This is a genomic window from Candidatus Neomicrothrix sp. (assembly GCF_035329545.1).
In the GTDB taxonomy this organism is placed as follows: Bacteria; Actinomycetota; Acidimicrobiia; order Acidimicrobiales; family Microtrichaceae; genus Microthrix; species Microthrix subdominans.
The window spans coordinates 1-19,295 of the sequence record NZ_DAOLGP010000050.1; the positions used below are offsets into that span (position 1 = coordinate 1).

Consider the following 19,295-nt stretch of genomic DNA (forward strand, 5'->3'; position numbering starts at 1 on the left):
TCGTGAGGGTGGTCGTACGGTGGGTGCGGGCCGGGTCACCAAAGTCATCAAGTAGCACGCTGCCCCACATGGGGCCTCAGCCAGCGGTACGCCGACAGCCGGGACATCGGGTCCCGGCTGTTGCCGTTTTCGTCCGTCAGCGGCTCCCGTGCCCGAACGTCGTCCGATGTGGTGCGGCGGTGCGCACCCCCGCTAGAGTGACCCGTTCCGTGGTGCGCACAACGCACCAGCGTTCCTTGACACTCGACGATTCACGCAGTCGGCGTACGACGCCGCCTCTCTCCCAGGAGCTTTCCATGGCCAACCAACGCATTCGCATCCGCCTCAAGGCCTATGACCACGAGGTCATCGACCAGTCGGCCAAGAAGATCGTCGAGACCGCTGTCAGAACACAGGCCTCGATCCGTGGGCCGATTCCGCTGCCCACCGAGAAGCACCGCGTCACGGTGATCCGTTCGCCGCACAAGTACAAGGACAGCCGCGAGCACTTCGAGATGCGCGTTCACAAGCGCCTGATCGACATCCTTGAGCCCACCCAAAAGACCGTCGACTCGCTGCAGCGCCTCGATCTGCCCGCCGGCGTCGACATCGAGACCAAGATTCACTGACCCAGCGTGCCGGCGGGGCGACCCCCGCCGGTCGACCTCGGCACCGCCCGACGGGATTCCCGCCGGATGAGTTTGTGGCCGGGGATGTCGACCGGTAGGGTTTCCCCTTCGTGTGTGGGACACCCCCGTCCCACCAATTGAGGCGCTCGCAGGCCACCGGAACTTTTCACCCCGACTCTTGAGGTCATCGGGGATCCGGATGGAACCACGAGACACAACCGAGACGTCGCTCCGCCGGGCCAGCCCGGGCGGAGCGTTTGCGTGAGAGGGCGAGCAAACCTCCTGCCCCGTCAAATCGACCGATCCGCACCACTCCGGGTGCGTCGGCCAGCTACCAAGGACGAGCCGTCATGGCGAACAAAGCAATCGTGGGACAAAAGATCGGCATGACCCAGGTGTGGGATGCGGACTCGCAGATCCAGCCGGTCACCGTGGTCAAGGTGGATCCCTGCCGCATCGTGGCGGTTCGCTCCGCCGACGGCGCTGATGGCTACGAAGCCGTCCAGGTGACCTTCGGGTCCAGGTCGGCCAACAAGCTGACGCTGGCCGAGGCCGGCCACTTCGAGTCCGCCGGTGTCGATCCCGGTGTCCGGCTGGTCGAGCTGCGGATGGGCGACGCCTCCTCCTATGAGGTCGGTCAACAGCTGGACGCTTCGATCTTCGAAGCCGGCGACCGTGTGGATGTCGCCGGGGTCTCCAAGGGTAAGGGCTTCGCCGGTGCCATGAAGCGCCACAACTTCGCTGGCCAGCCCGCCAGCCACGGCGCCCATAAGGTGCACCGCAAGCCGGGTGCCGTCGGCGCCTGCGCCACGCCGGGCCGGGTGTTCAAGGGCACCCGTCTTCCGGGTCGTATGGGTGGCGAGAAGGTGACGACACTCAACCTGGAGGTCGTCCGGGCAGACCCCGAGGCCGGTGTCGTGCTGGTCAAGGGATCGGTACCCGGTCCAAAGGGGTCCTACATCGTGATTCGCGACGCCATCAAGGCCGGCGTCGGCGGAGGTGAGAGCTGATGGCAAGCGTCGACGTACTCAATGATTCCGGCTCCTCGGCCGGCTCGATCGACTTGGACGACGCCATGTTCGGCGTCGAGCCCAACGTGTCGGTGATGCACCAGGTGGTCGTCGCCCAGTTGGCGGCCCACCGTAAGGGCACCGCCTCGACCAAGACCCGCGCCGAGGTGCGTGGTGGCGGTCGCAAGCCGTGGCGCCAGAAGGGCACCGGCAACGCTCGGCAGGGCTCGATCCGTGCACCACACTGGCGTGGCGGCGGCGTGGCCCATGGCCCGAAGCCCCGCAGCTACGCGCAGCGCACCCCGAAGAAGATGAAGCGCCTGGCGCTGGCCTCGGCGCTCTCGGACCGCCTGGCCGACAACAAGCTCATCGTGCTCTCCGAGTGGAACTTCGACACCGCGAGCACCAAGGCGGCCAAGGCCGCACTGACTGCGTTGGGTGCCACCGGACGCATCCTCGTCGTGCTCACCCGTGACGACGAACTCGCTGCCCGCAGCATGCGCAACCTCCCCGAGGTCACGCTGCTCCACGCCGGTCAGGTCACGACCTACGACGTGTTGGTCAACGACTTCATCATCTATACCCGTGATTCGCTGCCCGGTGCGGCCCCGGCAGTTGCCGCTTCAGGAGACGACTCATGAGAGACGCACGCGAGGTCATCATCCGACCGGTGGTGTCGGAAAAGTCCTATGGCCTCATCGATGAGGGTGTCTACACCTTCATCGTGGCCCCGGATGCCAACAAGGTTGAGATCCGCCAAGCGGTCGAGACCATCTGGGGCGTCTCGGTCGTCAAGGTCAACACGCTCAACCGGCCCGGCAAGCGCATCCGTCAGCGCAAGCGCATGACGTACGGATCCCGCTCCGACACCAAGCGGGCCATGGTCACCCTCGTCGAGGGTGACGCGATCGAACTCTTCGAAGTTCGCTGAGAGGGAGACTCATGGGCCTCAGAAAGCGCAAGCCGACCAGTCCGGCACGTCGATTCCAGACCGTTTCGGACTTCTCCGACGTCACTGCGACCAGCCCCGAGCGGTCGCTGGTCACCCAGAAGACCAAGACCGGTGGTCGCAACAACAAGGGTCGCAAGACCTCGCGGCATCGCGGAGGCGGGCACAAGCAGCGCTACCGCGTCATCGATTTCCGTCGCACCAAGGACGGTGTCCCCGCCAAGGTCGCCACGATCGAGTACGACCCCAACCGCACCTGCCGCATCGCTCTGTTGCACTACCTGGATGGCGAGAAGCGTTACATCGTTGCCCCGAGGGGCCTGAGCGTCGGTGACGAGGTGCAGTCGGGTCAGGGCGCCGAGATTCGCACTGGCAATGCCATGCCGCTGCGCTACATCCCCGTCGGCACGACGCTCCACAACATCGAACTGCAGCCCGGCGGTGGAGCCAAGATGGCCCGCTCCGCCGGCGCATCGGTGCAGTTGGTCGCCAAGGAAGGTGGCTACGCCACCCTGCGGCTGCCCTCCACCGAACGCCGTCGTGTGCCGATCGATTGCCGAGCGACGATCGGCCAGGTGGGCAACGTCGAGCACGAGCTGATCCAGATCGGCAAGGCCGGACGCAACCGCTGGAAGGGCAAGCGCCCCCAGACCCGTGGCGTTGCGATGAACCCGGTGGACCACCCGCACGGTGGCGGTGAGGGCAAGACCTCCGGTGGTCGCCACCCGGTGTCGCCGTGGGGCAAGCCCGAGGGCCGCACCCGCGATCGGACCAAGCCGTCCGAGAAGCTGATCGTGCGTCGTCGTCGGACCCGCGGGTCTCGCCGATGAACCCGGCCGAGCCCATCGCGGTGCCGTCGAGCACCTCGCGCCATTCGACACCGGCGTTCTGGTGTCACCACATCTGCAACCCGAGGAAGTCCTGATATGCCCCGCAGTCTGAAGAAGGGCCCTTTCGTCGACGACCACCTTCTGAAGAAGGTGGATGCGCTCAACGACAAGAGCCAGAAGACGGTCATCAAGACCTGGTCGCGACGCTCGACGATCATCCCCGACATGGTCGGTCACACGATCGCAGTGCACGACGGCCGCAAGCACGTTCCCGTGTACGTCACCGAGTCGATGGTCGGTCACAAGCTGGGCGAGTTCGCCCCGACCCGCACCTTCAAGTTTCACGCCGGCCAGGAGCGCACGGCGCGAGGCGGGCGGTAACGATGGCCCAGAACGGAACGAAGACCAACGAACGTCCGGGCACCCGCGCCGTCTTGCGCCATGCTCGCTTCTCGGCCTACAAGGCTCGCGAAGTGCTCAACCTGATCCGGGGCCTGCCGGTCGCCGATGCGATGGACGAGCTCAACCGCTGCGACCGCGACGCCGGTCGGCCGATCGCCAAGCTGGTCGCCTCGGCGGTCGCCAACGCCGGCGCCAACGACGGCCTGCCCGCCGACGAACTGTTCGTCGCCGCCTGCTATGCCGATGAAGGCCCGACGATGCGGCGCTTTCGGCCCCGTGCCCGAGGCCGGGCCACCCGCATCAACAAGCGGACCACCCACATCACGGTGATCGTTGGACGGTTGTCGGCCGAGGAGCTCAGCGATCGACGCGAGCGTGGGGGAGCCCCCGCAGACGCCGCCGCCGCCCGAGCCCGTCGCGTTGCGGCGAGCCGTGGTGATGACGCCAACACCGCCGACCAGTCGGTGGCGGACGAGGCAGAGGTCGTTGAACCGGCCACCGCAGCGGTCAACCCGGAGATGGTGGACGACACGCCCACCGACGAGGCCACGGCCGAGCAGGAGGCGGAAGCCACCGCCCAAGCTGCCGAGGCCAACGCAGACGACACCGACGCAGACGACACTGACGCTGCGGATGCAGCCGACGACACTGCGGATGCAGCCGACGACACTGCGGATGCAGCCGACGATAAGGACGACGCCTGATGGGACAGAAGGTCAACCCGTACGGCTTTCGCCTGGGAATCACCACCGACTGGAAGTCCAGGTGGTACGCCAGCCGTGAGCAGTACGTCGACTACGTGGTCGAGGATTGGGAAATCCGCCGCTATCTGATGGGCCGCATGGCCAACGCAGCCATCAGCCGCATCGAGGTGGAGCGAACCCGCGATCGGGTGCGCATCGATCTGCACACCGCCCGTCCGGGCATCGTGATCGGGCGCCGCGGCGCCATGGCCGACGAGCTCCGCCAGGAGCTCGCCCGGATCACGAGCAACCCCAAGGTGCAGCTCAACATTCAAGAGATCAAGCAGCCCGAGCTCGATGCTGCCCTGATCGCTCAGGGCGTCGCCGACCAGCTGGCCAACCGCATGGCGTTCCGTCGTGCGATGAAGCGAGCGGTCCAGAACGCCATGAAGGCCGGCGCCCTCGGCATCCGGGTTCAGTGCGGTGGCCGTTTGGGCGGTGCCGAGATGAGCCGCTCCGAGTGGTACCGCGAAGGTCGGGTGCCGCTCCATACCCTGCGGGCCGACATCGATTACGGCCTGCGCGAGGCCGCCACCAGCACCGGCCGCGTCGGCGTCAAGGTGTGGCTCTACAAGGGCGACATCCTGCCCTACAAGCCCCAGGGCGAGGACAAGGCCTCCAAAGAGGCTGCGATGGCGGTGGGCGAGTCCACCGGCCAGGAACCCACCTCACGTGTGGTGTCGTCCCGTCCCGCTCCGCCGGTGCCCGCCGGCGCCGGCGACGACGATGCTGCCCCGGCCGAGGTAACCGAGCCTGCGCCCCTCCTCAAGGAAGCGGATCCGGAGTTCGAGAAGCTGCTGACCGAGGAAGAAGAGATCGAGCGTCAGGCCCAGTCCCGGTCCAAGGGACCGGAGCATTTCCGGCCGAACGAGGGAGAGTGATCCCATGTTGATGCCACGTAAGGTTCGACACCGCAAGCACCAGCGAGGACGCCTCAAGGGCACCGCCAAGGGCGGAACCGAGGTCAGCTTCGGCCAGTACGGCGTGCAGGCGCTCGAGCCGGGTTGGATCTCCGCCCGGCAGATCGAGGCAGCTCGTATCGCCATGACGCGCCACATCAAGCGCGGTGGCAAGGTGTGGATCACCGTCTTCCCCGACAAGCCGATCACCGCCAAGCCGGCCGAGACCCGCATGGGATCCGGCAAGGGCAACCCCGAGCGCTGGGTGGCCCCGGTGAAGCCGGGCCGCATCATGTTCGAGCTGAGCTACCCCGACGAAGCAGTCGCACGCGGTGCGCTCGATCGGGCGATCCAGAAGCTGCCGATCAAGGCGCGCATCGTCACCCGGGAGGAGGGCATCTGATGGCCCGTAACGACACCCCCATTCGAGAGATCGCCGATGGCGAGCTGCTGACCCAGTTGGCCGAACGACGCGAAGAGTTGTTCAACCTTCGGTTCCAGCTGGTCACCGGCCAGCTCGACAACTCCGCCCGACTGGGCGAGGTCAAGCGGATGATCGCCCGAATCCTGACCGAGCTGCGCGAGCGCGAGATTGCCGCCGCCGAGAGAGAGAACGCGTAAATGGCCGAGACCAGCATCAACGCGGACGACACCACCGCCGAGACCCGTCCTTCCCGCAAGGTGCGCGAGGGCATCGTCACCTCGAGCGGCATGGACAAGACCGTCACCGTCAGCTTCACCCAGCAGGTCCGGCATCGGGCCTACGACAAGGCGGTCCGACGCACCAAGCGCCTCTACGTCCACGACGAGGAGAACACCCTCAACGTCGGCGACCGGGTGCGGGTTGTCGAGACCCGTCCACTGTCCAAGAACAAGCGCTGGCGCCTGCTCGAGATCCTGGAGCGTGCCCGATGATCCAAGTGGAAACCCGCATGCGGGTTGCGGACAACTCCGGTGCCCGCGAGGTATTGGTGATCAAGGTGCTCGGAGGCTCTCGCCGCCGCTATGCCTCGATCGGCGACATCGTCGTGGCCACGGTGAAGGACGCCCTCCCCGGTGCAGCCGTCAAGAAGGGCGAGGTCGTGCGCTGCGTGATCGTGCGCACCAAAAAGGAGCGGCGTCGCAGCGACGGTTCCTACATCCGTTTCGATGAGAACGCAGCGGTCTTGATCCGTGAGGATCGGGCGCCCCGTGGCACCCGCATCTTCGGTCCGGTCGGCCGTGAACTCCGCGACGCCAAGTTCATGCGCATCGTCTCACTCGCCCCGGAGGTGCTGTGATGTCACGCACGAAGCAGGCCAAAGCGCCCGCCAAAATGAAGGTCCGTGAAGGCGACCGGGTGATCGTGTTGCGGGGCAAGGACCGCGGCACCGAGGGCGTGGTGATCAAGGCCATGCCGAAGGCCCAGAAGCTTCTCGTCGAGGGCGTCAACGTCCAGAAGCATCACGAGAAGCCACGCCAGCAGGGTCAACCTGGCGGCATTCGCGAGGCCGAGGGCCCCATCCATGTGTCCAACGTGGCGCTGGTCGAGGGCGGCACGCCAACCCGGGTCGGTTACCGGGTGTCCGACGACGGCATCAAAACCCGAATCTCCCGCAAGAGCGGAGGTGAGCTGTGAGCAACGCGACCAAATCTGCCAAAACGACCGGCGTCGAGGCCGAAGAAGCCGAGTCCGAGCCGGTGATCAGCGTGGGCGACTACGACGGTGTGGCCCCCGGGCCTCGCCTGAAGCTGCGCTACAACGCCGAGCTGCGTGACCAGATCCAGACCGCACTCGGGCTGGAAAACGTCATGGAGGTGCCCCGCCTCACCAAGATCGTGGTCAACGTGGGCGCCGGCGCCGCCATCGATCAGAAGGCGCTCATCGAACGGGTGATCGGCGACCTGACGATCATCACCGGCCAGAAGCCGATCGTCACCAAGGCCAAGAAGTCGATCGCAGGCTTCAAGCTGCGTGAGGGTAACGCCATCGGTGTCAAGGTCACCCTGCGGGGCGACCGCATGTGGGAGTTCTTCGACCGGTTGGTCAACCTCGCCATCCCCCGCATCCGCGACTTCCGTGGCTTGTCGCCGAAGAGCTTCGACGGCCGGGGTAACTACACCTTCGGGGTGACCGAGCAGTTGATCTTCCCCGAAATTGACTACGACCAGATCGACGCCTCCCGGGGTATGGACATCACGCTGGTCACGACCGCTCGTACCGACGCTGAAGGCAAGGCCCTGCTCGACGCCTTCAGCTTCCCGTTCAAACGTGAAGGGCAGCAGTAATGGCGAAGAAGGCACTCGTTGAGAAGGCCAACCGCAAGCCGAAGTACAAGGTCCGTGGCTACACCCGCTGCAAGCGCTGTGGCCGTCCACGTGCCGTCTACCGGAAGTTTGGACTGTGTCGTATTTGTCTGAGAGAGATGGTCCACGCGGGAGAAATTCCCGGGGTCCGCAAGGCGAGCTGGTGAGAGGAGTCTGAAAAATGTCAATGACTGATCCCATCGCCGACATGCTCACCCGGATTCGCAACGCGAATATCGCGATGCACGACCAGGTGCGCATGCCTTCATCCAAGCAAAAGCTGGCTCTCGCCGAGATCCTCCGTCGTGAGGGCTACATCGGCCCGTACGAGGTGAACCCTGCGCCCAACGGCCCGGGCAACACCCTGACGATCACCATGAAGTACTCCCCGGAGCGCCAACGCGTGATCTCCGGTCTGCAGCGGGTGTCCAAGCCCGGCCTTCGCATCTACCGCAAATCCAACGAGGTGCCCCGCGTGCTGGGCGGACTCGGGATTTCGGTGCTGTCCACCAGCCAGGGGCTGATCACCGACCGGGAGGCACGTCGCCGCCGGGTCGGTGGCGAGATCCTCTGCAACGTCTGGTAGGAGCTGACATGTCACGAATCGGAGAACAGCCGATCACCATCCCCGCCGGGGTCACCGTGTCGGTCGACGGCAGCGCCGTGACCGTCAAGGGCCCCAAGGGCGAACTCAGCCAGGACATCCCGGGCGCCATTGCAGTGGCGGTCAACGACGGTGAAGTCAACGTCAGCCGGGGCGACGACGAGCGCGAAACTCGCTCGTTGCACGGCCTGTCGCGTTCGCTGGTGAACAACATGGTCGTCGGCGTTTCCACCGGGTTCCAGAAGGATCTCGAGATCGTCGGTACGGGTTATCGAGCGGCGGCCAAGGGGTCCAATGCCCTGGAGCTCCAGCTCGGTTACTCCCACTCGATCACGGTCGAGGCGCCGGAGGGCATCACCTTCACGCTTCCTCGTAACACCTACATCGAGATCACCGGCATCGATAAGCAGGTCGTCGGTCAGGTGGCCGCCAACATTCGAGCGCTGCGTTCGCCGGAGCCCTACAAGGGCAAGGGCGTCCGCTATGCCAACGAGCACGTGAAGCGCAAGGCCGGTAAGGCCGGCAAGTGAGCCGGGCCAGGAGCATGAGATGACCAACAAGACCAACGCCAAGCGCCGATCCCGCATACGTCGCCACGCCCGTGTGCGTGCGACGGTCAGCGGGACCACACAACGCCCCCGCCTTTCCGTGTATCGGTCCAACCGACACGTGATGGCCCAGGTGATCGACGACACCGCCGGGGTCACCCTGGCTGCGGCGTCGACCCAGGAATCCGACCTGTCGGGTGGAGCGACGTCCAACAAGGAGGCGGCCGCAGCGGTCGGCGAGCGCATCGCCGAGCGTGCCAAGGCCGCCGGAGTGACCACGGTGGTCTTCGACCGGGGCGGTTTCCGCTTCCACGGTCGGGTAGCCGCATTGGCCGATGCCGCCCGTTCCGGCGGACTGGAGTTCTAGAGATGGCACCACACAGCAACCGCGGCAACTCCCGCGGCGACGACATGTCACTGCGCGAACAGCGCGTGATCAACATCAACCGGGTGGCCAAGGTCGTCAAGGGCGGACGTCGGTTCTCCTTCACAGCGCTGGTTGTGATCGGCGACGGCGCCGGTCGCGTCGGCCTCGGCTACGGCAAGGCCAAGGAGGTGCCCCTGGCGATCCAGAAGGGCACCGAAGAGGCCAAGCGCTCCCTGATCAAGGTCCCGATGGCCGGTTCCACCATCGTTCACCCGATCATCGGTGAACTGGGCGCCGGCCGGGTCATGCTCAAGCCAGCCGCCCCGGGTACCGGCGTGATCGCCGGCGGCGCCGCCCGCGCCATCCTCGAAGAGGCCGGCATCGGCGACGTCCTGTGCAAGTCCCTGGGCTCGCCCAACTACATCAACGTCGCCCGGGCCACCATGGCCGGGCTGACCGGCCTGCGCCGCCCCGACGAGATGGCTCGCCTTCGCGGCCTCGATCCCGAGGAGTTCATGCCCCCCGCCCTGTGGCGTGCGTGGCAGGAGTCCGAGCGCGGTCCGGCCCCCGAACCGACCGAGGTTCGATGATGGCCAAAGTGAGAGTCACACAGACCCGATCTGCGATCGGGAGCAAGCCCAAGCAGCGCGGATCCCTCCGCGCCTTAGGCCTCGGCCGCATCGGCAAGACCAACGTGCTCGAGGACACCCCCGACATGCGGGGCCAGATCAATAAGGTCCCCCACCTGATCAGCGTCGAGGAGGATGCATCGTGAAGATCCACGATCTGCAACCGTCACCCGGAGCCAAGCGTCGCTCCAAGCGTGTCGGCCGAGGTATCGGTGGCAAGGGCGGCAAGACCGCCGGCCGCGGCACCAAGGGCCAGCACGCTCGCAACACCGTGCCGGTCGCCTTCGAGGGCGGTCAGCTGCCCTTGTTCCAGCGCCTGCCCAAGCTGCGCGGCTTCAACAACCCGTTCCGGGTTGAGTATCAGCCGATCAACCTCGACACGATCGCCGAGTGCGGCCTGGACGAGGTCAGCCCCGAAACCCTGCTCGGCATCGGGCTGGTTGGCAAGGGCTCACTGGTCAAGGTGCTGGGACGTGGCGAGATCGATCGCGCCGTCACGGTGAAGGCTCATGCTTTCTCCGCCTCCGCCGAGGCTGCGATCACCGCTGCGGGCGGCAGCGTCGAGCGACTCGACCTGCCCCATGCCGTGCGCCCTGCGTTCCACGGATCGGCCCACACCAACCGCTAAGCGGTAACTGGAGCTCCCTGTGTTTTCCTCGCTGCGCAACCTCTTCAAGATACCGGAGCTCCGGAACAAGATTTTCTTCACCTTGTTCATTTTGGCGCTCTATCGGCTGGGTTCATACATCCCCGCGCCCGGTATCGATCAGTCGGCCGTCGCAGCGATCAAGTCGCAGGCCGAACAGGGTGGGGTGCTCAGCTATCTCCAGCTGTTTTCGGGTAACGCGTTGACGCAGTTTGCCATCTTCGCCTTGGGCATCATGCCGTACATCACAGCGTCGATCATCCTGCAGATCCTCGGCGTGGTCATCCCCAAGCTGGAGGAGTGGCAACAGCAGGGGGCGGTCGGGCAACGCAAGATCACGCAGTGGACCCGCTATGTCACGATCGGCATCGCCGTGCTGCAGAGCACGGGCTTCGTCTATCTGTTCCAGAACGGTGGCGGCGGGCTGACGTCGAACGAGAACATCTCCCTCGTCACCAACTTCAACCTGGGCACCCTGTCGCTGATCGTCTTGACGTTCACCGCCGGCACCGCCCTGCTGATGTGGATGGGCGAGCTGATCACCCAGCGGGGGATTGGCAACGGCATGTCGCTGATCATCTTCAGCTCGGTCGTCTCGGCCTTTCCATCGGTCGGCGCCAGCCTGCGGGCCTCCAACGGATGGTTCGCCGTGCTGCTGGTGTCCGGCGTGGCCGTGTTGCTGCTGATCTTCATCATCTACATCGAGAACGGTGTCCGGAAGATTCCGGTGCAGTTCGCCAAGCGTCAGGTGGGTCGCCGCATGTACGGGGGCCAGAGCACCTACATCCCCCTGAAGGTCAACCAGGCGGGCGTGATCCCGATCATCTTTGCTTCCGCTTTCCTGCAGATGCCCGTCCTCTTGGTCAACGTCCTGCCCAAGAGTGGGTGGGGCGATGCGGTGCGGCGCTGGATCGACGGCAACCTGGTGCAGGCGGCCTCGCCGGTCTACCTGGGCATCTTCGGGCTGCTGATCTTCGGTTTCAGCTACTTCTACACGTCGATCGCTTTCGACCCCGTGCAACAGGCCGACAACCTGCGCAAGCAGGGTGGCTTCATCCCCGGCATCCGACCCGGCCCCCAGACCGAGCGCTACCTGGCCAAGGTGCTCAACCGGATCACCTTCCCCGGTGCGCTGTTCATCGCCTTCCTGGCGCTGGCGCCGACCATCATCGTCGTCATGATCGTGGGACGGGCCAACTCGGGCATTGCCTTCTCGATCGGTGGCGCCTCGCTGCTCATCGCCGTCGGCGTGGCCCTCGAGCTGATGAAGCAGATCGATGGCCAGCTGATGCTGCGCAACTACGAGGGCTTCCTGTCGAACAAGCCGGAGAAGCGCTGATGGCTGAAAGGGCGGGTGTGTCATGAGGTTGGTGATCTTCGGTCGACAGGGTGCCGGTAAGGGAACGCAGTCCAAGCTGCTCGCCGAGCATTTCGGCGTGCCACACATCTCCACCGGCGACATCTTTCGGGCTGCGATTTCGGCGGGAACCGAAATCGGCCTGGCTGCGAAAGCGATCATGGACCGGGGCGACCTGGTACCCGACGACGTGCTGCGCGGCATCGTCGCCGAACGGCTTGCTCAGAGCGACGCCGCCGACGGGTGGCTGCTCGACGGCTTCCCCCGCACGCCTACCCAAGCCGACGACCTCGACCAGATCGCCGACCCGCCGCTCGACCTGGCGATCAACCTCGAGGTTCCCGAAGACGTCGTCGTCGAGCGCATCAGCTCGCGGCGGGTGTGCAAGGCCGAGGGCCACATTTACACAGCGAACGATCCGTCAGCCCGTTCGGGCATCTGTGAGGTCGACGGCAGCGCCGTCGTCCAGCGCGATGACGACACCGAGTCCGCAGTGCGTCACCGCCTGGAGGTCTACGCCGAGCAGACCGAGCCGCTCCTCGCCCGCTACGGCGAGTCGAACCGCCTGGTGACCGTCGACGGAGCCGGCGCTGTCGCCGACGTCGCAGGTCGCGTCGTCACGGGGATCAACGACGGGTTGGCCCGATGATCCGGCCGCTGGTTTTGTCTCCGGTCCCCGGCGGGGTAAGCTTCTCTGCCGACTTGTTGGCAAGTCGTGCCGCCGCGTGCCCGCATGCGCTCAGCGTGTGCGACGCCCCGGTTGATCGCTTCCACCCAAGCTTTCAACCTTTCGTTCGTCCAGCCACGGTCGCCGGCCCAACCAGCCGGCATTCGTCCGTCCGCAACTGAGGAGTCACCCTGCCGAAGTCCAAAGAAGACGCCATCGTCATGGAAGGCACCGTCAACGAATCGCTGCCCAATGCGATGTTTCGCGTCGAGTTGGAAAACGGGCACGAAGTGTTGGCTCACATCTCCGGAAAGATGCGTATGCACTACATCCGCATCCTGCCCGGGGACAAGGTGCAGGTCGAACTCACCCCTTACGACCTCACCCGGGGTCGTATCACGTACCGCTACAAGTAGTCGGTCCGGAACCGTCTCCGGACAAAACGCGAGAGGCAATCATGAAGGTTCAAACCAGCGTGAAGCGCATGTGTGAGAAGTGCACGGTCATCCGTCGAGGTGGCACCGTGCGCGTGATCTGCGAGAACCCGCGTCACAAGCAGCGGCAAGGCTGAGACGGCCCGAATGGTTGAGATCCAGATGATCGAGGAGCGCTAAGAAATGGCACGCATTGCTGGAGTGGACATTCCCCGCGAGAAGCGGTTGGTGATCTCACTCACTTATATCTACGGGGTCGGGCCCAACCAGGCTTCCGCGATCCTGGAGGCCATCGGCCTTCCCGAGGACACCCGCGTGCGGGACCTCACCGAGGCCGAGGTCAGCCAGCTCCGCACCTACATCGAGGCCAACCTCAAGGTGGAGGGCGACCTGCGCCGTGAGGTGCAGCAGAACATCAAGCGCAAGATGGAGATCGGCTCCTACCAGGGCCTGCGCCATCGGCGGGGCCTGCCGGTCCGGGGCCAGCGCACCCACACCAACGCTCGCACCCGCAAGGGTCCGAAGAAGACCGTGGCCGGTAAGAAGAAGGTCCGCAAGTAGTCACCCCGACACCGAGACTCATCGCTCGACCGGGGCGATGATTTCGGTACCTGTTCCACCACCCCACGATCACCCGAACCAAGCTGAGGAATGCGAATGGCCAAGCCACAAGCCGGCGCACGGAGACCCCGCCGTCGTGAGCGCAAGAACGTCACTCACGGCATCGTGCACATCAAGTCATCATTCAACAACACGATCATCGCCATCTCCGACCAGGAGGGCAACATCCTGTCGTGGGCGTCGGGCGGAAACGTGGGCTTCAAGGGCTCCCGCAAGTCCACCCCGTATGCCGCTCAGATGGCCGCCGAACAGGCCGGCCGCAAGGCGATGGAGCACGGCGTTCGTCGCGTGGACGTGATGGTGAAGGGCCCCGGCTCAGGCCGCGAAACCGCCATCCGGTCCATCCAAACCCTCGGCATCGAAGTTATCGGTATCAAGGATGTCACCCCCGTACCCCACAACGGTTGCAAGCTGCCCAAGCGGCGCCGTCAGTAGCAGGAAGGAATTAGGACATGTCCCGCTACACAGGACCCCGAGCGCGCGTCTCTCGCCGACTCGGCACCAACATCTGGGGAACCAAGGGCGAGGTTCTCGCCATGGAGAAGCGCCCCTACCCCCCAGGCCAGCACGGGCGAACCCGTCGCCGAGGCAACGTCTCGGAGTACTTGCTTCAGCTTCAGGAGAAGCAGAAGGCTCGCTTCACCTACGGCATGACCGAGAAGCAGTTCCGCCGGCTCTACGAGGAGGCCTCCGGCCGCCCCGGCGTGACCGGCGAAACGCTGTTGGTCTATTGCGAGCTGCGCGTCGACAACGTCGTGTACCGCTCCGGCTTGGCGGCCACCCGCCCCCAGGCCCGCCAGCTGGTCAGCCACGGTCACTTCGAGGTGAACGGTCGCCGGGTGCACACGCCCAGCTACCGCCTCCGCAAGGGTGACGTCGTGACGCTCCGGGAAAAGAGCCGTGAGATGATCACGATCACCTGGAACAAGGACACCCTCGACCGCGCCGCTCCCGCATGGCTTGAGCGTGGCGAAAACCACAACTCGATCACCGTGCGCGAGCTGCCGGTGCGCGAGCAGATCGACGTGCCGGTGCGCGAGCAGCTCATCGTCGAGCTCTACTCCAAGTAATTCTCGGGAACGCCGTCGCCGACGGCGACGGCGTTCCCAAAGAAGTTCATTCAGCCACGATCACCCCCCAGGAAGGTTGCGACCACCATGCTCGTGATCCAACGACCCACGGTCGAAGCCCTCGACGAGGGCGACGACACCCGGCAGCAATTTGCCATCGGCCCCCTTGAACCCGGCTTCGGGCACACGTTGGGCAACTCGCTTCGCCGCACCCTGCTGTCGTCGATCCCCGGAGCGGCCGTTACTTCGGTTCGCTTCGATGACGCACTGCACGAGTTCGACACGATTCGAGGCGTCGCCGAGGACGTCACCGACATCATCTTGAACCTCAAAGATGTCGTCGTCAGCTCCGAGTCCGACGCCCCGGTGGTCGTGCGCCTCGATGTGGCCGGTCCCACCACGGTGACCGCCGGCAACATCCGCACCACCGACGAGGTCGTGGTACTCAACGGCGAACTGCCGCTGGCCACGATCAACGAGGACGGCCAGCTGGCGATGGAGCTCACCATCGAACGCGGCCGCGGCTATTCGCCCGCCGACTCGACCAAGGGCAACACCACGATCGGGGCCATCCCGATCGATGCGATCTTTTCGCCGGTGCGCCGCGTGTCGTTCATCGTCGAGCCCACCCGGGTGGAGCAGTCGACCAACTTCGACCGCCTGGTGCTCGACGTCGAGACCGACGGCTCGCTGTCGCCCCGCGACGCCCTGGCCTCGGCCGGCGCCACGCTGACCGGTCTGGTTCAGCTGGTCGCCGAGTTGACCGACGAGCCGGAAGGCTTGGAGCTGGGCGACCTGGCCCCGGCGGCCGGCGTGTCGCCCGACCTCGAGCTGCCGATCGAAGATCTCGAGCTGTCCGAGCGGCCCCGCAACTGCCTCAAGCGGGCTCAGGTCAACACGGTGGGCGAGCTGCTGTCGAAGACCCCCGATGATCTGCTGGCCATTACCAACTTTGGACAGAAGTCCCTCGACGAGGTTCTTGTGAAGCTCGACGAGCGGGGCCTGTCCCTCAACTCCCGGGAGCTCGGATGAAGGGCACGCCAACCAAAGGCAAGCGGCTTGGCGGCTCTGCCAAGCACCAGCGACTGATGCTGGCCAACCTCGTGTCGTCGCTGATGGCGGCCGAGCGCATCGTCACCACGGAGGCCAAGGCCAAGGCGCTGCGCCCGGTGGCCGAGAAGGTGATCACCAAGGCCGCCAAGGGTGGCCTGCACAATCACCGCCAAATCCTCGCCTTCCTCAACGATACCGAGATCGCCGACACGCTGATGGAAGATATCGGTCCGCGCTACGCCGACCGTCCGGGCGGTTACACCCGCATCCTCAAGCTGGATGACAAGCGCAAGGGTGACAACGCGCCGATGGCGATCATCGAACTGGTCTGACGCTCTTTTGAGTGCGCGCGGTCGGCAGGCCGTGGGCGTGATGACATCCCTGCGCCGATCCGCTATGCGCCTGGATGCCACCACCCCCACGACCTGTCGACGCTCCGCGTCTGGGGTCTCGTTCGATGAACCCGTCGTCGACGTCGGGGGAGTGAAGGTCAGGGACTTGGCGAAGCGGTCCAGGACCTTCACTGCACCGATGGCGACGGCTCTGCCGGTTGGTTGGCCATGACGCGGTGGCGGCTTGACGTTGCCTATGACGGTTCCGGGTTTCGGGGCTTTGCGGTCAACATCGGCATCCGCAGCGTCGCCGGCGAGCTCAATGCCGCCCTGGGCCGCATGTGCGGGCACGATGTGACGGTCACCTGCGCTGGTCGCACCGACGCCGGCGTCCACGCCCGTGGTCAGGTGGTGCACTTCGACACCGACAAGGAGGGCCTCGAAGCGGCCCGCCTGATGCGATCGCTCAACCGTATGCTCGGGCCGGAAATCGCCGTCACCGATGCCCAGATCGTGCCGACGACGTTCGACGCCCGCTTCTCGGCCACGTGGCGTCGCTACCGCTATTCGGTGGTCACTTCGGTTTGGGTCGACCCGCAGGTGGCGCGCTTCGTCTGGCACCGGGAGGGCGAACTCGATCCGTCCCCGATGGCCACGGCGGCCCAGGCCTTCGTCGGCCATCATGACTTTTCGACGTTCTGTCGCCGGACCCCTCCGGCTCCCGGTCAGGTGGAACGCTCACGTGTGAGAAACCTGCACGAGTTCGACGTCCGGTGTGACGGGCCGCACCGGTTGGACTTCTGGGTTCTGGCCAGCTCGTTCTGTCATCACCAGGTGCGCTCGATGGTCGGCACGCTCGTTCAAGTGGGGGAGGGGCGGCGTAACGTGGACTCGGTAGCCCGGGCGCTCGAGTCGCTGGACCGCCAGCAGTGTGGTCCGGTGGCGCCGGCGGAGGGATTGACGCTGTGGCAGGCCGGTTACGGATGACGCGCATCCGATGGGCGTCGCCTCATAGAATCGCCGCATCAACCCGTCTCCAAACCGTCAGACGATCGACGCTCGAATCTCAGCGGTTCGGGCGTCGCGAGCGCAATGGGCGGTCGGCGATGAGAAAGAAAGTTCCTGATGAGTGATCCACGAGGCCACGCAGGCTCGGAGTACGAGCAGATGGACCCGGAACTCGCAGCTCTCTCCGACGCCGCCCTTGTGGTCGCAGTCGGCCGATACGACGAGGCGGCGCTGCGCGAGCTGTACCGCCGACACGGCGACGCGGTGTTCGGCCTGGCAAACCGGGTGATCTGCGACCGCCATATCGCCGAAGAGGTGCTTCAAGACACCTTTGTTCGGCTGTGGAACTCGCCCGAACGCTTTGACCCCGAGCGGGGCACGCTGCGCACCTACCTGCTTCGCATGACCCACAGCCGTTCGGTCGATCGGATCCGGAGCGAGCAGGCCCGGCGCGATCGGGAAGAGCGCCACGAGGTGGACCTGGCCACCACCAGGCCGCCCGCCGATATTGAACGGGAGGCGTGGGAGATGATCCGGTCCGACAACATCCGTAACGCCCTCGAAGAGCTTTCCGCATCTGAGCGCGACGCGATCGTGCTCGCTTACTTCGGCGGCCGCACCTACCGGGAGGTCGCCACCCAATTGTCCATCCCCGAGGGAACGGCCAAAAGCCGTATCCGCCTCGGCCTCGCCAAGCTCGCCTCCCACCTGGAAGCGGCTGGACTAGGAGTGCAGACATGACTGGCAACTTCGGCGGCGGTGCACCAGACGGTGCCGGCGCCGACGACTCGATCGAGAGCCTCTTGGGGGCCTACGCCCTTGACGCCGTGTCCGGGGACGAACGTCTCCAGGTCGACATGTTGCTCGAGCGTTCCCCCAGCGCACGGGCAGAACTGGCCACCATGCAGGTCGCCGTCGATGCGCTGGCGGCCGAGGCCGCTTCGGCCCCACCGATCGGGACGTGGGACCGACTGCGCGACCGCCTCGCTGAAACCGGTGCTGAGAGCGGCACGGGCTCGGCGCCATCGGTCGACGCGCTCTTCCCCGACGGCGCGCTCAGCATCCCACCCGGTGTGCGGTCGTCCGATCGCCGGACGGACGAAGCCTCCGATGGGGGCCGTGACCAGGCCTCCGCCGATGCCGATGCCGATGGGGCATTAGATGCCGCGCGGGACGAGATGGTCGACGTCAGGCGTGAGCCAACCCCGGTGGACGAGCTCGCCCAACGTCGTTCGGCTCGTTCCGGTGCGGTCGCCGGCGACCCAGGTCGGCGGGCGACCCGGGTTGGCGGCGTGCGGGGCTGGGCGCTCGCTGCGGCAGCAGCGGCCGTCGTGGCCGTCCTGATGCTCGGCGGTCTGGTCGTGCGACAGGGAACCCGCATCGACAACCTCTCGTCCGAGATGGCGTCGGGTGGCATCGAGCGCTCCGCCCAACAGGCCCTGGCCGATCCATCCTCGGAGTTGGTCGATCTGACCGGCGGTGACCTGAAGGTCAACGTACGGGCCGCCGTCACCGAGGACGGCACCGGTTATCTGTTCGCCGAGGATCTACCCGAGCTGCCGGCCGGCCAGACGTACCAGCTGTGGGCCGCCCGCGACGACAATGTCGTCTCGGTCGGGGTGCTCGGCCGGCGACCGATGGTCAGCGCTTTTCAGACCGCCACCGATGCCAAGGCGTTGGCGATATCCGTTGAAACCGAGGGTGGAGTGGTGACCTCGGACCACGACCCGGTCGCCGTCGGCGAATTCAGCTGATCCAGCCCACAACCGAAGAGTCCCGACGACGCCACCCGCCCGGGTGGCGTCGCCGCGTCTGCACCCAAAGTGATGTCCCGCAAGTGGGGAGCCCAGAGCGCGGTCTGGCGGTCGTTTGGGCTCCCGGGTTCGGAAGGCACCGGCAGGGTTCTCGCAAGTGGGGAGCCCAGGGCGCGGTCTGGCGGTCGTTTGGGCTCCCGTGTTCGGGGTGGTCTCGCCCGAGGTGAGATGTGTCCAGCGTCACACCTAACTGGTGATCCGGGGTCGAGGGTGGCATCGAAGAAGAGATGTGACCCCAGCCAAGCCCACCCCCCAAGAGTCCGGCTCCCACGCCGACTCTGCCTCCCCCACCCCCGGCATCGCCGGGGTGGGGGAGGCGCTGGGTGCGCTTCGTGGCCCTCGCCACGAGCGCGGTGGATTAGTTGTCGTGCGCCAGTTGGTAGGGACCAGTTTTGGGGGGTTGCGCCACCTGGTAGGG

General features: G+C 65.9%; 33 protein-coding genes and 1 pseudogene. All 34 read left to right on the plus strand.

Translation table 11 applies throughout. The features are described 5' to 3' along the window. Positions 1-296 precede the first annotated feature (296 nt). Positions 297-608 (plus strand): 30S ribosomal protein S10, encoded by a 312-nt coding sequence (rpsJ, locus tag PKD89_RS18145; protein WP_289011023.1) that lies wholly within the window; start codon positions 297-299, stop codon positions 606-608. A 350-nt stretch (positions 609-958) separates the two neighbouring features. Continuing rightward, complete coding sequence (rplC, locus tag PKD89_RS18150) at positions 959-1,618, plus strand: 50S ribosomal protein L3 (protein ID WP_287376782.1); 660 nt, start codon at positions 959-961, stop codon at positions 1,616-1,618. Next, the gene (gene rplD / locus PKD89_RS18155; protein WP_287376784.1) at positions 1,618-2,259 is read left to right on the plus strand and encodes a 50S ribosomal protein L4; all 642 of its coding nucleotides are present in this window, start codon (positions 1,618-1,620) and stop codon (positions 2,257-2,259) included. Before rplC ends, rplD begins: the two co-directional genes overlap by 1 nt. Then, positions 2,256-2,549, plus strand: coding sequence for a 50S ribosomal protein L23 (rplW, locus tag PKD89_RS18160; protein WP_287376787.1), 294 nt, complete (start codon positions 2,256-2,258; stop codon positions 2,547-2,549). Before rplD ends, rplW begins: the two co-directional genes overlap by 4 nt. 11 nt (positions 2,550-2,560) lie before the next feature. Beyond that, positions 2,561-3,397: a 50S ribosomal protein L2 gene (gene rplB, locus PKD89_RS18165; protein WP_287376788.1), complete on the plus strand. Its 837-nt coding sequence runs from the start codon at positions 2,561-2,563 to the stop codon at positions 3,395-3,397. Between the two features lie 96 nt (positions 3,398-3,493). Next, positions 3,494-3,778, plus strand: coding sequence for a 30S ribosomal protein S19 (gene rpsS, locus PKD89_RS18170; RefSeq protein ID WP_287376791.1), 285 nt, complete (start codon positions 3,494-3,496; stop codon positions 3,776-3,778). Between the two features lie 2 nt (positions 3,779-3,780). Next, positions 3,781-4,503 carry a 50S ribosomal protein L22 gene (gene rplV, locus PKD89_RS19875; protein ID WP_349257384.1) on the plus strand — a complete coding sequence of 241 codons (723 nt, stop codon included), beginning with the start codon at positions 3,781-3,783 and terminating at the stop codon, positions 4,501-4,503. Next, positions 4,503-5,423, plus strand: a complete 921-nt coding sequence (gene rpsC / locus PKD89_RS18180) for a 30S ribosomal protein S3 (protein WP_349257385.1) — start codon at positions 4,503-4,505, stop codon at positions 5,421-5,423. The genes rplV and rpsC overlap by 1 nt, the downstream gene beginning before the upstream one ends. A gap of 4 nt (positions 5,424-5,427) precedes the next feature. Next, positions 5,428-5,844, plus strand: coding sequence for a 50S ribosomal protein L16 (gene rplP, locus PKD89_RS18185; RefSeq protein WP_287376792.1), 417 nt, complete (start codon positions 5,428-5,430; stop codon positions 5,842-5,844). Then, positions 5,844-6,062, plus strand: coding sequence for a 50S ribosomal protein L29 (gene rpmC, locus PKD89_RS18190; RefSeq protein ID WP_287376795.1), 219 nt, complete (start codon positions 5,844-5,846; stop codon positions 6,060-6,062). Before rplP ends, rpmC begins: the two co-directional genes overlap by 1 nt. Next, complete coding sequence (gene rpsQ, locus PKD89_RS18195; protein ID WP_287376799.1) at positions 6,063-6,356, plus strand: 30S ribosomal protein S17; 294 nt, start codon at positions 6,063-6,065, stop codon at positions 6,354-6,356. It abuts the gene before it with no gap. Beyond that, complete coding sequence (gene rplN, locus PKD89_RS18200) at positions 6,353-6,721, plus strand: 50S ribosomal protein L14 (protein WP_287376802.1); 369 nt, start codon at positions 6,353-6,355, stop codon at positions 6,719-6,721. Before rpsQ ends, rplN begins: the two co-directional genes overlap by 4 nt. A gap of 35 nt (positions 6,722-6,756) precedes the next feature. Then, positions 6,757-7,059, plus strand: a complete 303-nt coding sequence (rplX, locus tag PKD89_RS18205) for a 50S ribosomal protein L24 (protein WP_289011029.1) — start codon at positions 6,757-6,759, stop codon at positions 7,057-7,059. A gap of 89 nt (positions 7,060-7,148) precedes the next feature. Continuing rightward, a complete protein-coding gene (gene rplE / locus PKD89_RS18210) occupies positions 7,149-7,709 on the plus strand; it encodes a 50S ribosomal protein L5 (RefSeq protein ID WP_425591266.1) in 561 nt (186 codons plus the stop codon). Then, positions 7,709-7,894 (plus strand): type Z 30S ribosomal protein S14, encoded by a 186-nt coding sequence (locus PKD89_RS18215; RefSeq protein WP_287376805.1) that lies wholly within the window; start codon positions 7,709-7,711, stop codon positions 7,892-7,894. Before rplE ends, PKD89_RS18215 begins: the two co-directional genes overlap by 1 nt. 14 nt (positions 7,895-7,908) lie before the next feature. Further along, a complete protein-coding gene (gene rpsH, locus PKD89_RS18220) occupies positions 7,909-8,313 on the plus strand; it encodes a 30S ribosomal protein S8 (protein ID WP_287376806.1) in 405 nt (134 codons plus the stop codon). An 8-nt stretch (positions 8,314-8,321) separates the two neighbouring features. Continuing rightward, complete coding sequence (gene rplF, locus PKD89_RS18225) at positions 8,322-8,861, plus strand: 50S ribosomal protein L6 (protein ID WP_289011024.1); 540 nt, start codon at positions 8,322-8,324, stop codon at positions 8,859-8,861. 19 nt (positions 8,862-8,880) lie between these two features. Further along, positions 8,881-9,246 (plus strand): 50S ribosomal protein L18, encoded by a 366-nt coding sequence (gene rplR, locus PKD89_RS18230; protein WP_287376812.1) that lies wholly within the window; start codon positions 8,881-8,883, stop codon positions 9,244-9,246. Between the two features lie 2 nt (positions 9,247-9,248). Continuing rightward, positions 9,249-9,836 (plus strand): 30S ribosomal protein S5, encoded by a 588-nt coding sequence (gene rpsE / locus PKD89_RS18235; RefSeq protein WP_349257386.1) that lies wholly within the window; start codon positions 9,249-9,251, stop codon positions 9,834-9,836. Beyond that, positions 9,836-10,021 carry a 50S ribosomal protein L30 gene (gene rpmD, locus PKD89_RS18240; protein ID WP_287376815.1) on the plus strand — a complete coding sequence of 62 codons (186 nt, stop codon included), beginning with the start codon at positions 9,836-9,838 and terminating at the stop codon, positions 10,019-10,021. Before rpsE ends, rpmD begins: the two co-directional genes overlap by 1 nt. Next, positions 10,018-10,503: a 50S ribosomal protein L15 gene (gene rplO, locus PKD89_RS18245; protein WP_287376818.1), complete on the plus strand. Its 486-nt coding sequence runs from the start codon at positions 10,018-10,020 to the stop codon at positions 10,501-10,503. Before rpmD ends, rplO begins: the two co-directional genes overlap by 4 nt. A gap of 19 nt (positions 10,504-10,522) precedes the next feature. Next, a complete protein-coding gene (gene secY, locus PKD89_RS18250; protein WP_287390954.1) occupies positions 10,523-11,860 on the plus strand; it encodes a preprotein translocase subunit SecY in 1,338 nt (445 codons plus the stop codon). Positions 11,861-11,882: 22 nt separating this feature from the next. Next, positions 11,883-12,527: an adenylate kinase gene (locus PKD89_RS18255; RefSeq protein ID WP_287376823.1), complete on the plus strand. Its 645-nt coding sequence runs from the start codon at positions 11,883-11,885 to the stop codon at positions 12,525-12,527. A gap of 209 nt (positions 12,528-12,736) precedes the next feature. After that, positions 12,737-12,961: a translation initiation factor IF-1 gene (infA, locus tag PKD89_RS18260; protein WP_287376866.1), complete on the plus strand. Its 225-nt coding sequence runs from the start codon at positions 12,737-12,739 to the stop codon at positions 12,959-12,961. Positions 12,962-13,002: 41 nt separating this feature from the next. Then, entirely contained in the window at positions 13,003-13,116 is a 114-nt protein-coding gene (gene rpmJ, locus PKD89_RS18265) for a 50S ribosomal protein L36 (RefSeq protein ID WP_287376825.1), read from the plus strand. A 46-nt stretch (positions 13,117-13,162) separates the two neighbouring features. Beyond that, on the plus strand, positions 13,163-13,540 hold the full coding sequence (rpsM, locus tag PKD89_RS18270; protein WP_287376828.1) for a 30S ribosomal protein S13: 378 nt from the start codon (positions 13,163-13,165) through the stop codon (positions 13,538-13,540). 90 nt (positions 13,541-13,630) lie between these two features. Then, positions 13,631-14,035 (plus strand): 30S ribosomal protein S11, encoded by a 405-nt coding sequence (rpsK, locus tag PKD89_RS18275; RefSeq protein WP_425591265.1) that lies wholly within the window; start codon positions 13,631-13,633, stop codon positions 14,033-14,035. A gap of 17 nt (positions 14,036-14,052) precedes the next feature. Continuing rightward, entirely contained in the window at positions 14,053-14,670 is a 618-nt protein-coding gene (gene rpsD / locus PKD89_RS18280) for a 30S ribosomal protein S4 (protein ID WP_287376834.1), read from the plus strand. Positions 14,671-14,757: 87 nt separating this feature from the next. After that, positions 14,758-15,702 (plus strand): DNA-directed RNA polymerase subunit alpha, encoded by a 945-nt coding sequence (locus PKD89_RS18285; protein ID WP_287376837.1) that lies wholly within the window; start codon positions 14,758-14,760, stop codon positions 15,700-15,702. Then, positions 15,699-16,052 (plus strand): annotated as a pseudogene (gene rplQ / locus PKD89_RS18290) (50S ribosomal protein L17); the annotation flags it as partial. The gene PKD89_RS18285 and the pseudogene rplQ, both read left to right, overlap by 4 nt. Positions 16,053-16,283: 231 nt before the next feature. After that, a complete protein-coding gene (truA, locus tag PKD89_RS18295; protein ID WP_289011025.1) occupies positions 16,284-17,042 on the plus strand; it encodes a tRNA pseudouridine(38-40) synthase TruA in 759 nt (252 codons plus the stop codon). Positions 17,043-17,180: 138 nt separating this feature from the next. After that, the gene (locus tag PKD89_RS18300) at positions 17,181-17,804 is read left to right on the plus strand and encodes a sigma-70 family RNA polymerase sigma factor (RefSeq protein ID WP_287376846.1); all 624 of its coding nucleotides are present in this window, start codon (positions 17,181-17,183) and stop codon (positions 17,802-17,804) included. Then, positions 17,801-18,817 carry an anti-sigma factor domain-containing protein gene (locus tag PKD89_RS18305; protein WP_289011027.1) on the plus strand — a complete coding sequence of 339 codons (1,017 nt, stop codon included), beginning with the start codon at positions 17,801-17,803 and terminating at the stop codon, positions 18,815-18,817. Before PKD89_RS18300 ends, PKD89_RS18305 begins: the two co-directional genes overlap by 4 nt. A gap of 289 nt (positions 18,818-19,106) precedes the next feature. Then, positions 19,107-19,295 (plus strand): hypothetical protein (locus tag PKD89_RS18310; protein WP_289011028.1); only part of this gene is annotated, 189 nt, incomplete at its 3' end.